Below are 16838 nucleotides of genomic sequence, written 5' to 3' on the forward strand. Positions count from 1 at the left end.
GGTTTGCGGTGCGTGACGGGGGCGGGCCCGGGCGGGAAGGTCCGCCCGTTTGAGAAGAAATTGGGAGAAGCCCGAGTGATTAGATACTTAATCCGCCGAGGATTGACGTGGATATTCATGGTGTTCCTCGCCACGAATATGACGTACTTCCTCGCGTCATGGTTCCTGCACCCGGAATCGAATTACATGGGCCGTCGGCCCCCGCTGCCGGCGGAACAGATCCAGGCCAGCCTGGAGCCCTACCACCTCTCTAGCGCCCATTCGCTGCTGGAAAACTGGTGGTCTTGGCTCACCGACATCCTGCTGCACTGGAACTGGGGCCGCGGTTTTGTGGGCACCGGCGTGGTCAACCAGGAAATTGGTGCTCGCGCCATGGTGTCCGCCGAATTAATGCTGCTGGCCACCATCCTGTCCGTGGTGGTGGGCGTGGCCGTCGGTGTGCATACGGCCTCCCACCAGTACGGGGCTTCCGACCGCACGTGGATGGGTATCTCCGTGGTGGCCATGAACCTCCCAATTGTGGTGGTGTCCGTGGGCCTGGTCGCCTTCGGCGTGTGGTTCAACAGTGTGGTGGGCACCAACGTGTTCCTGGTGACGGGCAACGGTGGGTCCACGCTTACGGGTTGGGCCTACTTTGTGGACTTCCTGAAACGCGTCACGCTTCCCACCATCGGCCTCATCTTTATTACGTATCCCAGCTACCACCTCACCCAGCGCTCACTACTGCTGGATAACATTGAAGCGGATTATGTGCGTACGGCTCGCGCCAAGGGACTCACCCGGCAGCAGGCCATTCGCAAGCACGCGCTGCGCACCTCCATCATTCCCATCGTCACCTCCGTGGCCTTCTCCATTCCGGGGATTTTCACCGGCGCGGTGCTGACGGAAAACATTTACGCGTGGTCCGGTATCGGCCAGTACACGGTGCAAACCATCGCCAAGAATGACGTGAACGGTGCGGTGGCGGTGGCGGCATTCTCCGCCGTCCTTACCGCCCTGGGTGCCATTCTTTCGGACATCTTTGTGGTGATCATCGATCCGCGAGTGAGGGTGAGCTAAATGCGTAACGATAATTCTCAGCAGCCCGAGTCCGCGGCGGAGGCTACAGTCACCGCGCAGCGCGTAGGCCTGTCCAAATTCCAGCTCTATTCGCGCCGCTTCTTCCGTAATATCCCGGCGGACATCGGCCTGGCCGTATTTGTGATTCTGGCGCTCATGGCCGCTTTCGGCCGCTTCCTTACCCCGTGGAGCTATGACGAGATGGACGTGCTGTCCTTCTCCCAGGCCCCCTCGGCCACGCACTGGTTCGGCACGGACGGCGCGGGATTCGACATCTTCGCTCAAACCGTTCACGGCCTGGGCCGCTCCATGATTATTGGCATCGTGGTGTCCGTGTGCACCATCGCCATTGCGGCCATCATCGGCTGCCTGGCCGCCTACCTGGGCGGACGGTGGGAGAGCGCCATCCTCTCCGTTATTCACTTCCTGCTGATCATCCCCTCCTTCCTGCTCACCGCACTGATCGTGGGTTCCTCGAAGGGTGACTGGAAGATGCTCATGCTGGTGCTCACCCTGACCGGTTGGATGTATTCGGCCCGCGTGATCTGGTCCATGGCCATTTCGGTGCGCGAACGCGAATACGTGATGGCCGCGCGCTTCATGGGTGTGGGCGGGCTGCGCACGGTGGTGCGCCACATTGTGCCGAATATCGGTTCGCTCCTTATCATCAACGCCACCCTGGGCGTCATTTCGGCGATCATGAGCGAAACGGGCCTGTCCTTCCTGGGCCTCGGCGTTAAGCCGCCGGACGTGTCCCTCGGTAATCTGCTGTCCTCGGGTACTAACTCGGTGAACTCGCTGCCCTGGACATTCTGGTTCCCGGCCCTCGTGCTGGTGTTCCTCACCGTGTCCATGGCGCTCATCGCGGACGGTCTGCGCGATGCACTTGATCCGAATTCGGCCGCAGGAGGTAGGGCATGAGTCAGAACGAAGCGAAGGAAACGCGCGTGGATACGACGTCGTACTCAATCCCGGCCGATTTGGCTGCGGAACTGGAGGCGCGGCGGCAGAAGTTTGGGGACCCCGTGCTAGCAGTGCGCGGGCTGCAAATTCAGTTCCCCTCGGAGGCCGGCACCGTGCACGCGGTGCACGGCCTGGACTTCGACCTGTATCCGGGCCGTACGCTCGGCATTGTGGGGGAGTCCGGCTCCGGCAAGTCCGTGACGTCCCTGGCCATCATGGGACTGCTACCGGGTTACGCGAAGGTGACCGGATCGGTCAAACTCCGCGGAAAGGAGCTGATCGGGCTCACCGACAAGCAGATGTCCGCCATCCGTGGCAAGGACATCGGCATGATTTTCCAGGATCCGCTCTCCGCGCTCACGCCGGTGTTTGACATTGGCATGCAGCTGGAGGAGGCCCTGCGCGCCCATGACCCGCACATCTCGGAGCGCGCCGCTCACGCCCGCGCCCTGGATCTGCTCCGCATGGTGGAGATCCCGGATCCGGAGCGCGGCCTCAAGTCCTTCCCGCATGAGTTTTCGGGCGGTATGCGCCAGCGCGTGGTGATTGCCATGGCCATCGCCAATAATCCCGCCGTGCTCATCGCGGACGAGCCCACCACCGCCCTGGACGTCACCATTCAGGCGCAAATTCTGGAGCTGATCCGGAAGGCGCAGGAGGAAACGGGTGCCGCCACCATCATGATTACCCATGACATGGGCGTGATCGCGGGCATGGCGGATGACGTGATCGTCATGAAGAAGGGCGATCCGGTGGAGCGTGGTGCGGTGGAGGACATCTTCTACCACGCTCATGATCCCTACACCATTAAGCTGCTTTCCGCGGTGCCGCGTATTGACCAGGAATCTAACGGTCCGCTGGTCACCACCGAGGAGGAGGCGCTGGCCCTGCGTGAGAAGCAGGCGGTGCCGGGTGATGAGAACGAGGAGCGTGCCCCGGAGAAGGACTTCTCCGGCGAGCCCGTAGTGCTGGAGGTCAACCACCTCACCAAGACGTTCCCGCTGCTCAAGGGGGCCTTCCTCAAGCGGCCCGTGGGACGCGTCCACGCGGTGGAGGACATCAGCTTCAACCTGCACCGCGGTGAAACAATCGCGATTGTGGGCGAGTCCGGTTCGGGGAAGTCCACCACCCTGCTGGAGATCATGGATCTGGGTGCGGGTAAGAACCTCACCGGCGAAATCATTATTGACGGCAAGGATGTCACCAAGCTGTCCCGCCGGGAGCGGCGCAAGCTGCGTTCCAAGATTCAGATGGTGTTCCAGGATCCGATGGGCGCCCTGGATCCGCGCCTGACCATTAAGGACCTCATCGCGGAGCCGCTCCACTCGCTGGGATGGGACGGGGATATCGGCAAGCGGGTCCTGGAGCTCATGGACCTGGTGGAATTGGACCGCTCCATGGTGGACCGTTTCCCGGGTGCATTCTCCGGTGGCCAGCGCCAGCGCATCGGTATTGCCCGCGCACTCGCCACCCGCCCGGACATTCTGGTGCTGGACGAGCCCGTCTCCGCCCTGGACGTCACCATTCAGGCCGGCGTGCTGAACCTCTTGAACCAGTTGAAGGAGGACCTGGGCATCGCCTACATCTTCGTCTCGCACGATCTGGCCGTGGTGCATCACATCGCGGACAAGGTGGCGGTCATGTATCTGGCCGCTTCGTGGAGACGGGCACCACCCGCGAGGTGTTCGAAAACCCGCAGCACCCCTATACGAAGGCGCTGCTCTCCGCCGTGCCGATTCCGGATCCGCGCGTGGAGCGCACCCGTGAACGGCTCACCTTTGAAAGCGACGCCACCAACGTCACGTACTTCAAGGGTCGCGGCCGGAACCGTAGTGAGGTGCCGCAAACTAAGAAGTAGGTGCGGGGTTATCGCCGGGGCGCTGTCGTTCACGACGGCGCCCTTTCGCGTCCCTGCGTGGCGTGGCGCGCTGGGATCGGACGTATTCCAATATGTGGACAACGGCAGTGTGTGCGGAGGGCCTCGCGTACGCTGAACGCAATCGCGAGGCCAGGTTTTTCCCAGCAGGCGCTGAGTGTTGTCCTGGTTTCACGCGCTACGCGCCCGGAGGATCCGGGCCGAGTGAGGAGGGAGAGGTCTATGAAGAAGACCGGAATCTTTGCGCTGACTGCGGCGGCAGCATTGGTGCTATCCGCCTGCTCCGGTACGTCCGGCTCCGGTAAGGCGTCCGCATCGGCCAGCGGATCCACGCAGCTGGCCGCCGGTGACTACCTGGAGGCTAGCTATGACGAACTGAAGGATGGCGGGAATCTCACGCTGCCTATCAGTGAGCTGACCGCCCAGATGAATCCGTTCCAGCAGGATGGCACGCTGTATACGAGCACCATGTGGTACTGGTACAACCCGCAGCTGGCGCTGTTTGATGCGGATGGTACCTGGCACTTCAACCCGGACTACTTCACGGATGTCAAGGCTGAGGAGAAGGACGGCAACACCGTTGTCACCTATGACATCAGGGAGGAAGCTAAGTTCAATGACGGTACCCCCATTGATGTGAAGGCCTTCCAGAACACCTGGAAGTCCAACAATGGTGAGGACGCGGATTATCTTCCTTCCTCCACGGACGGCTACGAGCGCATCACCTCCGTGGAGGCGGGTACCTCGGATAAGCAGGTGGTGGTCACCTTCGATGGCATCTATGCCTGGTGGCAGGGCCTGTTCAACGATGTGCTGCACCCTGCCGTTAACACGGCCAAGCTCTACAACGAGACCTACCTCAACGCGGCTCATCCGGAGTACGGCGCCGGCCCGTACAAGGTGAAGAACTATGATCCGCAGGGTGGCGTCATCACCTTCGAGCGCAACGAGAAGTGGTGGGGCCCGAAGGGTAAGCTGGATTCTATCACCTACCGGCAGATGGAGTCGCAGGCCTCCATCAACGCCTTTAAGAATGGCGAAATTGATGCGACCAGCGTCGGTACTGCGGACCACCTGGCGCAGATCAAGGGTATGGAGAACGTGTCCGTGTACACGGCTACCCTGACGGCTAATTATCTCATGACGCTCAACGCGAAGTCTGGTCCGCTGCAGGACAAGGCCGTGCGTAAGGCCATCTTCGAGTCCATTGACCGCAGCCAACTGGCCACAATTCGCTTCAACGGCATCGACTACCACGAGGACGCGCCGGGCTCCTTCCTCCTGTTCGAGTCTCAGAAGGGATACGAGGATAACTTCTCTAAGGTGGCTAGCTTCGATCCGGAAAACGCCAAGAAGGAACTGGATGCGGCCGGCTGGACCGCCGGTAGCGACGGTATCCGCGCCAAGGACGGTGAGAAGCTCACGGTGAACTACGTGGAGTTTGGCGATGACCAGACCACAAAGAACCTGGGCCTGGCCATTCAGCAGGAGCTGAAGGCCGTGGGCGTGGACCTGCAGATTGATTCGCGCGCCGGCACCGAGTTCTCCAACACTCTTGCGAAGAACGATTTCGATATGCTCCTCATGGGCTTCAGTTCCTCCGATCCGTTCGGCGTGGCCTACTTCGGCCAGATCTACGCCTCGGACGGCCTCAATCGCTCCGGCACCACGTGGGAGCCGACGGATGAGCGCCTGAAGAAGCTCCAGGAGATCGGTGATCCGGATGAGCAGATTGCCGAGGCGAACAAGCTGGAGGTTGAGGCCCTCAGCGAGTACGGCATCATGCCCACCTTCAATGGGCCGGACAAGGTTGCCGTGAAGAGCGATCTTGCGAACACCGGCGCGATGGGCTTCGCGGTTATTCCGAAGGAAAACATCGGTTACGTGGCCAGCAAGTAACAGCTGAGTTACCGAGTGGGCGGGAAGGGTATCCTTCCCGCCCACTTTGTTGCCTGAACGGACGCCCACCACGTGAGTCGTCTGGTACGTGCCCTTCGGCGTTGGAGTCTGGTACGTGCGTTTCGGCGTCGAAGGAATGTGAGAGAGTGGAGCACATGAAATACGAGTTGCGCGCTAACGCCCAGTACGGCATGACCATTTTCTTTGTGGTGCTGGCCGTGGTGATTCTGGTGGCGCAGGTGGTGGGGGATGGCTGGCACTTCGCCGCCCTCACGGCACTGTTCGGTGTGGGCATGGTGGTGGAGGCCTACGCGCTGTTCATGATGCCGTCCATCCGTATCGACGCCGCAGCCATCACCCTGCGCAACACCTACCGGGACGTGCGCATCCCGTTCTCGCAGCTGCGCGTGGTTGAGGCGCGCTACGGGCTCACGCTCACGGCCGCCAACGGTCGCTCCTACCACCCGCGTTTCTTTGGCGGTACCACGGCGCGCTCCCCGTACCGCAAGCATCAACCGGAGCCCATCCCCGTGATTTCCGACGGTGAGATCTCCACCACCGCTCGCACGCGTGAGGTGGAGGTGCTCATCGGGAAACTCATGGACGGGGCCGGGCGTCAGTCTGCGGGTCAGAAGGTGAGCTGGCGTGTGGCCTGGGATCGCGTGAGCGTGAGCGTGGCGGGCTTCGTGGTGATGGCCGTCGCCATCATGGCGCTGACCGCCTAGCAGCGAATAGACGCCCGTCCGGGCCCGGCAGCGCCACGGCGTGCCTGCGTGCCGCGCCACGCGTGAATGGCCTCACACGTTCCCGCACGCGCCCGTACCAACGCGCGCGCAGCGGCGTCGGCCCGGCAGGTTTGTGCAAGCTCACACGCCCCCGGCGCCCGCCCGTGCTACGGCGCACACGCACGCGGCAACCTTCGGCGCGTAAAATCACCCCGGGTATGCCGCGCGCCGGCGCGGCCCGGGAATCCCGCGAATTCGCGGAGAGTAGGAATCTATGACTATTCGGCATGATCTTCGCAATGTGGCCATCGTCGCGCACGTTGACCACGGCAAAACCACCCTGGTGGATGGAATGCTGTGGCAGGGGCACGCTCTAGGTGATCGGGCCACGGTGGAGAAAACCGGAACGCGCATCATGGATTCTGGGGATCTGGAACGCGAGAAAGGCATTACCATTCTCGCGAAGAACACGGCCATTCACTACACGGGACCCTCGGCGGCGGAATTCGAGGCGCCGGACGGCGTCACCATTAACGTGGTGGATACCCCGGGCCACGCGGACTTCGGTGGGGAGGTAGAGCGCGCCCTTGAAATGGTGGACGGCGTGGTGCTGCTGGTGGACGCGGCTGAGGGCCCGCTCCCGCAAACCCGTTTCGTGCTGCGCAAGGCCCTGGAGGCCAACCTCCCCGTGATCCCCGTGATCAATAAGGTGGATCGCAAGGACGCACGTATTGATGAGGTGGAGCGCGAAACGCAGGATCTGCTGCTCTCCCTCTACGGGGACCTGGAAAACCCCGACGACGATCTTCTGGACCGGCTACTTGAGGTACCCACCATCTACGCCTCGGCGAAGGCCGGCTACGCGGACCTCAAGAAGCCGGCGGATGGCGAACTCCCGGAGAATCATGACCTGGAACCGCTGTTCCGCGCCATCCTCAAGTACATTCCGGCGCCCGAATATGACGCCGATCAGCCGCTGGTGGCGCAGGTGATGAACCTGGACGCCTCCCCGTTCCTGGGCCGTATCGCGTTGGTGCGCGTGTTCTCCGGCATGCTCAAGAAGGGCGAAACCGTCGCGTGGGTGCGCGAGGACGGCGCGCCGAAGAACGTGCGCATCTCCGAACTGCTCATTACCAAGGGCCTCAAGCGCGAGCCTGTGGACAAGGTGGAGGCCGGCGATATTGCGGCCGTGGCTGGCATCGAGGACATCACCATTGGTGATTCTCTGTGCGATCCGGCCAACCCCCAGCCGCGCGAACGCTTCCACATTGATCCGCCCGCTATCTCCATGACCATCGGCATCAACACTTCGCCGCTGGCTGGCACCGAGGGCAAGGGACACAAGCTGACGGCCCGCATGGTTAAGGACCGCCTGGATCAGGAGCTGGTGGGCAACGTGTCCATTCGTGTGCTTCCCACCAAGCGTCCGGATACCTGGGAGGTGCAGGATCGTGGTGAACTGGCGCTGTCCATCCTGGTGGAGCAGATGCGGCGCGAAGGCTTTGAGCTCACCGTCGGCAAGCCCCAGGTAGTCACCGAGGAGCGCGACGGCAAGAAGTATGAGCCGGTGCAGCGCACCACCATTGATGTGCCCGAGGAGTTCCTGGGCGCCGTTACCCAGCTGATGGCCGCCCGTAAGGGCACGATGGAAACGATGAGCAACCACGGCACCGGCTGGGTGCGCATGGAGTTTCTGGTGCCGGCGCGCGGCATGATCGGATTCCGCTCTGTCTTCCTCACTCAGACGCGCGGTCAGGGCATTGCCTTCTCCATTAATGAGGGCATGGCGCCCTGGTTCGGTGCCATCGAATCCCGTGATACCGGCTCGCTGGTCAGCGACCGTTCCGGCCAGGTGACCGCCTACGCGCTTCAGAAGCTGGAGGATCGCGGCACCTTCTTTGTGGAGCCGGGCTGGCAGGTGTACGAGGGCGAGGTTGTGGGGGAGAACCCGCGCAACGAGGATATGGACGTCAACGTGGTCCGCGCCAAGCAGATGACGAATATGCGCTCCGCCACGGCGGACGTGTTCCAGCAGCTGGAGGCGCCGCGCAAGCTCACCTTGGAGGAGTCCATTGAATTCGCCGCGGACGACGAATGCATCGAGGTCACCCCGGAGGCCGTGCGCATTCGCAAGGTGATCCTCGATTCGGTGGAGCGCTACAAGATCGCCGCCAAGAACCGTCAGGCAAAGAAGAAGTAATGCGGCGCTTTCGCACCCCCGTCCTGGCCCTGCTGCTCGGAGCGGTGGCCGGCCTGCTGGGCGTGGTGGCCCACGGTGGCTTCGTGGATTGGCCGTGGACGGGGCTGGTCCTCGCCGCGGTGGTGGTCACCTCGGGGGCCTGGCTGGTGCGCGGGTATGGCCGCGGAGCCTGGGGGCTGTTCTGGTTGGACGAGGCATTCGTGACCATCTGGCTGCTGTTTTTCCCGCCCGCCAATGACTGGGTGGTGGTATCCCAGGTGTACTCGAGTATCTGGGTGGTGCTTGCACTGGTACTTCCGGTGGTGCCGGACGTGGTGGCTCGGCGCCGGGAGGACCGCGCGGCTCGCAGCGAGCAGGCGGACGCCTAGGTACGACGCCGGTGTGGTGACGCGGTTCGTCGCTCGCGAGGGTAATGCGCCGCGGTAGTGCCGAGTGCATTACCCTGCTTGATCTGGGGCGGCGGGCTGGCGGCGTCGTCGTACCTGGGCGTGTGCGGGATAACGCGGCGGCCCACCATTGCCTGTCGGAGGGGCCGGGTAGCCTAAACTCACGAGGAAAGGACAGGGAGTGGCCAAGTCAAAGCGCAGGCGCTGGCCGTGGATCACGGCGGGCATCATTATTCTGCTAGCGGGTGGATACGTGTGGCTCGCCAACTGGACCACGGCGCGGGTGCCCTCGGGCACCTCGGTGGCCGGGGTGGAGATTGGCGGACTCACGGAACAGAAGGCTGCGGAGCGCCTTAATGAAAAGCTGCCGGCGCTGGCCGCGCGTACGGTCAACGTGAGTATCAACGGCGGTACGGCCCAGCAGGTGGACCCGGCCACCTACAAGCTTGCGGCGGATGCACAGGGCACGCTTAACGGGCTCACCGGCTTCACGCTTAACCCGGCACGTGTATGGAACAGCCTGTTCGGTACGTCCACGGACATTACGCCGGCGATCACCTATGATGCGGAGGCGCTGGACGGCGAAATTGCGCGTGTGGGCACGGTGGCCGGTAAGGAACCCACCAACGCGAGCATCACTTTTAACGGCACCACGGCGGAGGTGCAGCCGGGCGCGGCGGGTATCGGCGTGGACCGGGATCAGGCGCGGACGGCGCTCACCACCGGCGTGTTTACGTCGGACACCATCGAACTGAAAGCCACCCAGCGGGATCCGGAGGTTACGGATGCCGAGGCGCAGTCCGTCAAGGAACAGGTGGCGGATCCGCTGGTGGCCGCCAACGTGGACGTGAAGGTGGGTGACAAAACCGCCTCCCTGACGCCCGCGCAACTGGCAGCGGCGGCGTCGTTCCCGGACAGCGAGGGGAACCTCAAGCTGAACCTGGACGGGGACAAACTGCTGGCGGACCTGAAGGCTGCGCTACCGGACGCCCTCACCGGGGCGCAGGACGCCCGCATCGAAATCAAGGACCACACCACGCCCACCGTGATTCCGTCCAAGGACGGGCAGACGGTGGATGCTACCCAGTTGGCCCAGGATGTGGCGAAGGCGGCGAGCACCACGGTGGCACGTGACCGGACGGTCAGCGCGAAAGTCACCACCCAGAAGGCTACATTCACCACGGATGATGCGAACAAAATGGGCGTGAAGGAAGTGGTGTCGGAGATCAGCACGCCGCTCACGGCGGATAACGTGCGCACCAAGAACCTGGTGGTGGGTACCGCGAAGGTTGCGAACACGCTGGTCAAACCGGGCGAGCAATTCTCCCTGCTCACGGCGCTCGGGCCCATTACCGCGGAGAACGGCTTTGTTTCTTCGGGCGTGGTATCCGACGGTTTCAATGATGTGGCGATGGGCGGCGGGCTCTCGCAACTGTCTACGAACACGTTCAATGTGGGATACCTGGCCGGGATGGTAGACGTGTCCCACAAACCGCATTCCAAGCACTTCAGCCGGTATCCCATGGGGCGTGAGGCAACCCTGTGGGAGGGCTCGATAGACATGATCTGGAAGAACCGCACTCCCTATGGCGCGGTCATCGATGCCTACGTGGAAAACGGGCAGGTGGTGACCAAGCTGTGGTCCACCAAGTATTTTGACGTGGATACCTCCACGTCCGCACCCCGCAACTACGTGCAGGCCACCACGGTGACCGGAACGGGTGCGACCTGCAAGCCACAATCCGCGGGCGGCCCTGGCTTCACGGTGACCGTGCGGCGTACGGTCAAACTGAATGGAAAGGTTGTGGAGGATTCCTCCTATGACTGGACGTATCAGCCTGTGAATGGACGCGTCTGCCAGTAGAGGTACGCGGGCCTGCGTGTGGCGCTAGAAGGTACCAGGAAGGAGTGCACATGACGTACGTGATTGCGCAACCGTGCGTGGATATTAAGGATCGGGCATGCGTGGATGAATGCCCGGTGGATTGCATTTATGAGGGCGAGCGCACGCTCTACATCAACCCCACCGAATGTGTGGACTGCGGGGCCTGCGAGCCCGTCTGCCCGGTGGAGGCGATCTACTACGAGGACGACCTCCCCGATGACTGGTCCGTGTGGACGCAGGTGAATGCGGAGTTCTTTGACGATATTGGGGACCCGGGCGGGGCCCAGGCCTTCGGCCCCACGGGGAAGGACCACCCGTTTGTGGAGAAGCTGCCGGCGGATATTAACGCGGAACTGAAGAAAAAGCACGACGCCGGAGAGCTCGGCTAGGTACCGGGTGCCGGTGGGCGCCGTCCCATTGGGAGGTTCCGGCTGGCCGCATCCTCCTCGGCGACGTTCTCACCGCCCTCGGCCGGATGTTTTCCCGGGCATCCTACTGACCCTCGATAACGGCGCGCAACTCCGGCCAGGAGGCTGCGAAGGATGGTAGGAGATGCAGTTTCTCCACATCCTCAAGCGGTACCCACACCAGTTCGGCGGATTCCTCATCGGCAACCGGCTCGGCTGCCGCATCCGCCTCGGCCACGTAGGTGGTGTAGGCCCAGTCGCCCTGACGAGTACGTAGATCCCCACGCACGTCCAGACCGGCCCGGGAGATCTGGGTTTCCTCCTCGAATTCCCGCATGGCGCCCTCCAGGGGGGTTTCGAACCACTCGCGTGCCCCGCCGGGCACGGCCCACGTATCCCCGCCGTGACTCCATGCGGCCCGATGCTGCATGAGTATCTCAGTACCTCCGGGCAGTACGCGGTAGGCGGCGACGCCGGCGGCCCCGTTGAGCCCCCAGTGGCATGCGCCCTCCGAATCCACGTAAAACGCGTCGGCGCCGTGAGCCCGGGCAATCGCGCCGCGCGCATGCTCGGAGCCGGCCCGGTCATGCCGATGGGCCAGAAAGCCCGGTGCGCCGGCCGGCCGCGCATCCTCAGTTGCCTCCGGCGAGGACCAGAATTCGGTGATAGATACCCCGAAGATGGCGAGCATGCGCCGAAGGAGAGGTAGGGAAATTCCCACCACCCCGTGATAATCCCCGTCGATCCGATCAATGAAGCTGCCGCCCAGCCCGTCCGTGGTGAATGAGCCGGCCACTTCCAGCGGCTCCCCGGTGGCAATATAGGTGTCAATTTCTCCGGCGGACATGCGGGCGAAGTGGACCCGGGCGTGGGACACGGAACCGAGCGCACGCCCGCTGTTCATGTCGATGAGCAGGTGTCCCGTGTGTAGCACACCGCTGTGTCCGTTCATGGCCCGCAGCCGTTCGCGCGCCACCTGCGCGGAGTGGGGCTTGCCGTACACTTCGCCGTCGAACTCAAACATGGAATCGCACCCCACCACGAAGTCCGGTTCCGTATCCGCACCGAACTCGGCGGCCTGGTTGGCGGACATATCGCCGCGTTCATCACGCCGGCGCTGCAGGCGCTCGGCCACGGCGAATGCCTTCCCGGTGGCCAGGCCCAGTACCTTCTGGGCGGGGCCACCCTTCACGCTGGAGAGGAACGCGTCCTCATCAAAGCCGGATACGCACACGGCGGGGTCAATGCCGGCGGCGCGGAGTGTAGCCAGGCGCGCGGCGGATTGGGATGCGAGGAGAAGAGTTTTCACTGCAGTGCTTTCTTGAGAATATCGAGGCCCACGCCGCCCAGGCGGAGCGCCTTCATATGCCAGTCCTTGAGGTCGAAAGATTCGCCACGTGCTACGGCGGAGCGGCGGGCCTCCTCGCGCAGCTCCAACCACGTGTGCTGGCCGATTTTGTAGGAGGACGCCTGTGCGGGCCAGCCGAGATAGCGGTCCAGCTCGAAGGTAAGGAAGGAGGGGTTCATTGCCACGTTGGCGCGCAGGAAACGCCAGGCGGAATCATGATCCCACGCGGGCCCCGGGGCTGAAGCTGCGGGGACGTCCGCCGCACCCGGGCGAGCCTGCGCTCCACCCGCGCCGATACCACTGAAGCCGGCACCATCGTCGTCGGCCCACGCACCGGCACTGAAACCCAGGTGCACACCCATGTCCACGATGATGCGGGCCGTGCGCAGGCGCTCCGAATCGAGTACGCCCATGCGGTTGCCCGGGTCATCCTGGAAACCAAGCTCGCTCATGAGCTGTTCGGCGTACAGCGCCCAGCCTTCGCCGTGGCCGCTCACCCAGTAGCCCTGGCGGCGCCACGCATTGAGCTCGCCGCGCAGGAATGTGGTGAAGCCCAGCTGCATGTGATGGCCGGGTACGCCCTCGTGATACACGGTGGTGCGCTCCTGCCAGGTGGAGAATGTGTCCACACCATCCGGCACGGACCACCAGATGCGGCCGGGGCGGGAGAAATCGTCGGTGGGGCCCGTGTAGTAGATGCCGCCGGAATTAGAGGGTGCGATCATGGCTTGAATACGAGCCATGGGCTCCGGTACGTCGAAGTAGGGGCGCACGGCCGCCAGCGCTTCGTCGGCGGAGCGCTGTAGCCAGTCGCGCAGCGCATCCACGCCGTGAAGCTGGTAGCGCGCCTCCGCGTCCAGCCGGCTGAGGGCTTCACCCACGCCTACGCCCTCACCGTAGAGTTCGCGCGCGATGGCCTGCTGCTCGGCATCGATGCGCGCGAGCTCCGCGCGGGCCCACTCGTAGGTGTCACGGAAGTTCACCTCGGTTCCGAGGAATTCACGTGAGTAGAGCGCGTAGCGTTCTTCGCCGACGCCGTCCTGCTCCGTCGCGTGCGGGGCGATTTCCTCGCGCAGCACGCGCCCCAGGTTCGCGTAGGCTTCCCGCGCGGCCCCCGCATTGCGTTCCAGCAGGTCCGGGTGGGGAGCCAGGCGGGCGCCACGGTGCACCAGCGAGGCAAAGGCGCCATGTTCACCGGCCGCTACGTCCGCCTGCTCGGCCACGCGCTCCACCTGGCGCAGCGGGAACGCGGGGCCGGTGGTGAGCCGCTCCCGCAGCGAAGTGATGTAGCCGTCCACCGCGCCACGCACCGCCCCGAGCCGGCGGGCAATGAGCTCCCAGTCCGCGGCGGAATCCTGCGGCATGGAATCAAAAATGTCGCGGATTGATTGGGCGGGGGACTCAATGACGTTGAGTGGAGCCGTGGACTCACCGGCCTCCGCCATCTCCACGTCCAGCCCGAGCCGCTCCCGCAGCCCGGCCAGCGTTACGCGATCCTGCAGATCCTCGGGCTCCTGGCCGGCCAACTCCGCGAGCGTGCGGCGCGCCACATCCAGCCGCGCAGCGTTGCCCTCCGGCGAATAGTCGTCCAGCGTGGCCTGATCCGCCGTGCCGAGTCCGGTGGCTGTCACCGCCTCCGGGGACAGTGCAAGTGTCTGAGAAAAGTACGCCTCTGCGATGGCATCCAGCTTGGTGAAGGGGCGAGTGTTGTACATGTGCACAGCCTAACGCCTAGGCCCGACGCCGCCGTGGTTGCTGTTCTTGTGCACGTACGCCGGACGTGCGGCCGGCGAGACACGTGCGGGCGTGTGGTCGCGCTCCGAGAGTTGGGGTGCTCACCACGCGGTGGGGCTGGCGGTGCCGGGTGGAGAGAGCTGGCAAGTCAACTTGCACGTGCTGGGGATTTGCTAGATACTAGCTGGAAGTGTGAGCGCTTGCACAAGTTACCCGGTAGGAACATAATTGTTGGTTGTTATCGGGAGGGAGGTGCGCGTTGACAGGCGAGGAAGATTCCACACTGGCTTGCTGTTCTGCGGCAGATTCTGCGGCGCGCACGTGCCGCGATGCGCCTTTCACCGGTGGCCGAGCACAAAGCGTATCCGTAGCAGATACTAGCCGGCCCTCCTCCGCCGCTCCGTTCGGCGCATCCACCGCCCTATCCGCCTCAGGCATCCCAGCCACTTTCCCAGGCGAGGGCGCACAACTCCACCCGACGTCGTCGGTAGTTCCCGACGCAGCAGAAAGCGCAACCATGAATTCGTCCCCCGCTACTTCCGTACCGGCAGCCCACGTGGCTCCCGAGCGTGCGCCTCAGGCGGAACCGGCTCCGGAATCACCTGTTTCTGATTCCATAGTTTCTGATCCTGTAGCTTCGGCTTCCGTATCCTCGCGCGGATCTGATCCCGTGGCGCCGGGTACGCCGGCGTCGCGCTCCGCCGGCTCCACCCGAGGGGCCGGCCCCGCCTCCAAAGCACCGCTCTCGCGCAGCAATGTGGAGGATATTGCCCGGCGGACAGTGCAGGCCCGCGTTGCCCAGATGGGTGACTTCGAGAATGCCATTAGCGATGGCGCGCAATACACGCTCGCGGAGGTGGCTGAACGCGCCGGGGTGCCGCGCAGCATGGTCCACCACTTCTGGATTGCCATGGGGTTCTCTGACGTGCGCGACGAATTGCACGAGGTGGTGTTCACGCAGGCGGACGTAGCGGCCATGAAGGCGCTGGGGGAGCGGGTGGCTGAAGGACAGTTCACGGAGCGCCGGCTCACCACGCTTCTGCGCGGACACGCCCACCTCTCGGACCGGTTGCTGCAGTGGCAACTGGAAACAATGGTGGAGCGAGCCCAGCAGGAGCGTGGCTATTCGCCGGTCGAGGCGCGGGCCCACGTGCTGCGCCATTTCACGGACTATGTGGACCTATTTGGCAACCTCGAAACGTACACGTGGTTCCGGCATCTCGGCCAACTGCTCGAACGCACTCGCCGCGAGGTGGCCAATCTGGCGAAGGACCCGCACGCCGGCCCGGAGCTCAAGCGCGCCGTGGGATTCGTGGATCTGGTCAGTTTCACGGCCACCACGCGCCGTATGACGGCCACCGAGTTCATTCGCCTCATCGAGCACTTTGATCGCACCTGCCGCGATGTTATTGCCTCCCGCGGTGGTCGCCTGGTGAAAACGATCGGCGACGCATTTCTCTGGGTGGCCGACGACGTTGTTACCGGCGCTGAGATTGTCACCTCAATTGTGGCCGCGTTGGAGAAAATTCCCACCATGCCGCCGGTGCGTTCGGCGCTTACCTGGGGACCGATCGTGGCGCGCTTCGGGGACGTGTTTGGCAATCCGGTCAATCTCGCCTCTCGCCTGACGGATGCGGCGCGGCCCGGCACGGTGCTGGTGCCCCAGAAGGTGGTTAATCTGCTCGCCGAACTGGAGGCGGACAAGTTCCGCTGGCAGTCCGTGGGTGCCCCGGACCTGCAGGGTTTCGGCGTGACGCCCGCCTACGTGCTGGAGGCTCGGTAGTCTACGTACTCGAGTCTCGATAGACATTGAGGCGGGTGGATTCACTCCTCAACGCTGGCGGGCTCCTGTTCGGCGTGACGCGGCGTGAACACCACGTAGCGGTACATGACGTAGCGGAACGCGGTGCCAAGGATTAATCCCACGATATTGGCGGAGATATTGTCCGCCAGGATGGTGCGCAAGCCCAGCACGTAGCGGGAGAAACCGAGGCAGGCGAGCGCGATGAGCATCCCGCCAATATTCACCAGAACAAATTGGACGAACTCGGTGGTTTTTGTGTTGTCCGGCTGCGCGTCAAAAGTCCACACGCGGTTAATGAACCAGGAGAAAATAACGGAGACCGCCACGGAGATAATCTTGGCCGTCATGGACTGATCGCCCGGCAGACGGATCAGGCCGGAGTGCGCCAGCAGATTGAACAGCCCCACGTCCACCACATAGGAGGCCAGGCCCACCACGCAGAACCGGACCATTTCCCGGATCCATTCGCGCCAGGTTTGGCCCTTCAGAAGCCGGTCTATTAGGTTCTGCATCTTCACCGCGTCTCTCCATCTCTCAATACGCTCGGCGCCT

Annotated in this window: 13 protein-coding genes and 1 pseudogene; 11 read left to right on the forward strand and 3 right to left on the reverse strand. The window is 63.6% G+C overall.

What is annotated here, in order from left to right:
* Positions 1 to 75 precede the first annotated feature (75 nt).
* From EIH27_RS00860 to fdxA, 10 genes and pseudogenes are all read left to right on the forward strand, one after another.
* Positions 76 to 1059, forward strand: coding sequence for an ABC transporter permease (locus tag EIH27_RS00860; protein ID WP_124039091.1), 984 nt, complete (start codon positions 76 to 78; stop codon positions 1057 to 1059).
* Positions 1060 to 1980, forward strand: a complete 921-nt coding sequence (locus EIH27_RS00865) for an ABC transporter permease (RefSeq protein WP_124039093.1) — start codon at positions 1060 to 1062, stop codon at positions 1978 to 1980.
* A pseudogene (locus EIH27_RS00870) lies at positions 1977 to 3620 on the forward strand (dipeptide ABC transporter ATP-binding protein); the annotation flags it as partial. The gene EIH27_RS00865 and the pseudogene EIH27_RS00870, both read left to right, overlap by 4 nt.
* A gap of 83 nt (positions 3621 to 3703) precedes the next feature.
* The gene (locus EIH27_RS07935) at positions 3704 to 3880 is read left to right on the forward strand and encodes an ABC transporter ATP-binding protein (RefSeq protein WP_241152991.1); all 177 of its coding nucleotides are present in this window, start codon (positions 3704 to 3706) and stop codon (positions 3878 to 3880) included.
* A gap of 240 nt (positions 3881 to 4120) precedes the next feature.
* Complete coding sequence (locus tag EIH27_RS00875) at positions 4121 to 5797, forward strand: ABC transporter family substrate-binding protein (RefSeq protein WP_124039095.1); 1677 nt, start codon at positions 4121 to 4123, stop codon at positions 5795 to 5797.
* A gap of 155 nt (positions 5798 to 5952) precedes the next feature.
* Positions 5953 to 6522 carry a PH domain-containing protein gene (locus EIH27_RS00880; RefSeq protein WP_124039097.1) on the forward strand — a complete coding sequence of 190 codons (570 nt, stop codon included), beginning with the start codon at positions 5953 to 5955 and terminating at the stop codon, positions 6520 to 6522.
* Positions 6523 to 6796: 274 nt separating this feature from the next.
* Positions 6797 to 8722, forward strand: coding sequence for a translational GTPase TypA (typA, locus tag EIH27_RS00885; protein WP_124039099.1), 1926 nt, complete (start codon positions 6797 to 6799; stop codon positions 8720 to 8722).
* Positions 8722 to 9090 (forward strand): hypothetical protein, encoded by a 369-nt coding sequence (locus EIH27_RS00890; RefSeq protein WP_124039101.1) that lies wholly within the window; start codon positions 8722 to 8724, stop codon positions 9088 to 9090. Before typA ends, EIH27_RS00890 begins: the two co-directional genes overlap by 1 nt.
* A gap of 199 nt (positions 9091 to 9289) precedes the next feature.
* Positions 9290 to 10972 (forward strand): VanW family protein, encoded by a 1683-nt coding sequence (locus tag EIH27_RS00895; RefSeq protein ID WP_124039103.1) that lies wholly within the window; start codon positions 9290 to 9292, stop codon positions 10970 to 10972.
* A gap of 50 nt (positions 10973 to 11022) precedes the next feature.
* Positions 11023 to 11382: a ferredoxin gene (fdxA, locus tag EIH27_RS00900; RefSeq protein ID WP_124039105.1), complete on the forward strand. Its 360-nt coding sequence runs from the start codon at positions 11023 to 11025 to the stop codon at positions 11380 to 11382.
* Positions 11383 to 11485: 103 nt separating this feature from the next.
* On the opposite strand, the gene EIH27_RS00905 is transcribed toward fdxA, so the two are convergent.
* Positions 11486 to 12709, reverse strand: coding sequence for a Maf family nucleotide pyrophosphatase (locus EIH27_RS00905; RefSeq protein ID WP_206424847.1), 1224 nt, complete (start codon positions 12707 to 12709; stop codon positions 11486 to 11488).
* Positions 12706 to 14463 carry a DUF885 domain-containing protein gene (locus EIH27_RS00910; RefSeq protein ID WP_124039107.1) on the reverse strand — a complete coding sequence of 586 codons (1758 nt, stop codon included), beginning with the start codon at positions 14461 to 14463 and terminating at the stop codon, positions 12706 to 12708. Before EIH27_RS00910 ends, EIH27_RS00905 begins: the two co-directional genes overlap by 4 nt.
* Before the next feature lie 536 nt (positions 14464 to 14999).
* Here EIH27_RS00910 and EIH27_RS00915 point away from each other — a divergent pair.
* Positions 15000 to 16265: an adenylate/guanylate cyclase domain-containing protein gene (locus tag EIH27_RS00915; protein WP_124039110.1), complete on the forward strand. Its 1266-nt coding sequence runs from the start codon at positions 15000 to 15002 to the stop codon at positions 16263 to 16265.
* 41 nt (positions 16266 to 16306) lie between these two features.
* Here EIH27_RS00915 and EIH27_RS00920 read toward each other — a convergent pair whose 3' ends face one another.
* Positions 16307 to 16798, reverse strand: a complete 492-nt coding sequence (locus tag EIH27_RS00920) for a GtrA family protein (RefSeq protein ID WP_124040082.1) — start codon at positions 16796 to 16798, stop codon at positions 16307 to 16309.
* Positions 16799 to 16838 lie beyond the last annotated feature (40 nt).

It is taken from the genome of Neoactinobaculum massilliense, assembly GCF_900604955.1.
Lineage (GTDB): Bacteria > Actinomycetota > Actinomycetes > Actinomycetales > Actinomycetaceae > Neoactinobaculum > Neoactinobaculum massilliense.

What these genes read in the sequence shown, in the direction of transcription:
- EIH27_RS00865 (WP_124039093.1), top strand. Translation starts at nt 1,060, where the DNA reads ATGCGTAACGATAATTCTCAGCAGCCCGAGTCCGCGGCGGAGGCTACA.
- EIH27_RS00875 (WP_124039095.1), top strand. Translation starts at nt 4,121, where the DNA reads ATGAAGAAGACCGGAATCTTTGCGCTGACTGCGGCGGCAGCATTGGTG.
- EIH27_RS00880 (WP_124039097.1), top strand. Translation starts at nt 5,953, where the DNA reads ATGAAATACGAGTTGCGCGCTAACGCCCAGTACGGCATGACCATTTTC.
- typA (WP_124039099.1), top strand. Translation starts at nt 6,797, where the DNA reads ATGACTATTCGGCATGATCTTCGCAATGTGGCCATCGTCGCGCACGTT.
- EIH27_RS00890 (WP_124039101.1), top strand. Translation starts at nt 8,722, where the DNA reads ATGCGGCGCTTTCGCACCCCCGTCCTGGCCCTGCTGCTCGGAGCGGTG.
- fdxA (WP_124039105.1), top strand. Translation starts at nt 11,023, where the DNA reads ATGACGTACGTGATTGCGCAACCGTGCGTGGATATTAAGGATCGGGCA.
- EIH27_RS00910 (WP_124039107.1), bottom strand. Translation starts at nt 14,463, where the DNA reads ATGTACAACACTCGCCCCTTCACCAAGCTGGATGCCATCGCAGAGGCG.
- EIH27_RS00915 (WP_124039110.1), top strand. Translation starts at nt 15,000, where the DNA reads ATGAATTCGTCCCCCGCTACTTCCGTACCGGCAGCCCACGTGGCTCCC.
- EIH27_RS00920 (WP_124040082.1), bottom strand. Translation starts at nt 16,798, where the DNA reads ATGCAGAACCTAATAGACCGGCTTCTGAAGGGCCAAACCTGGCGCGAA.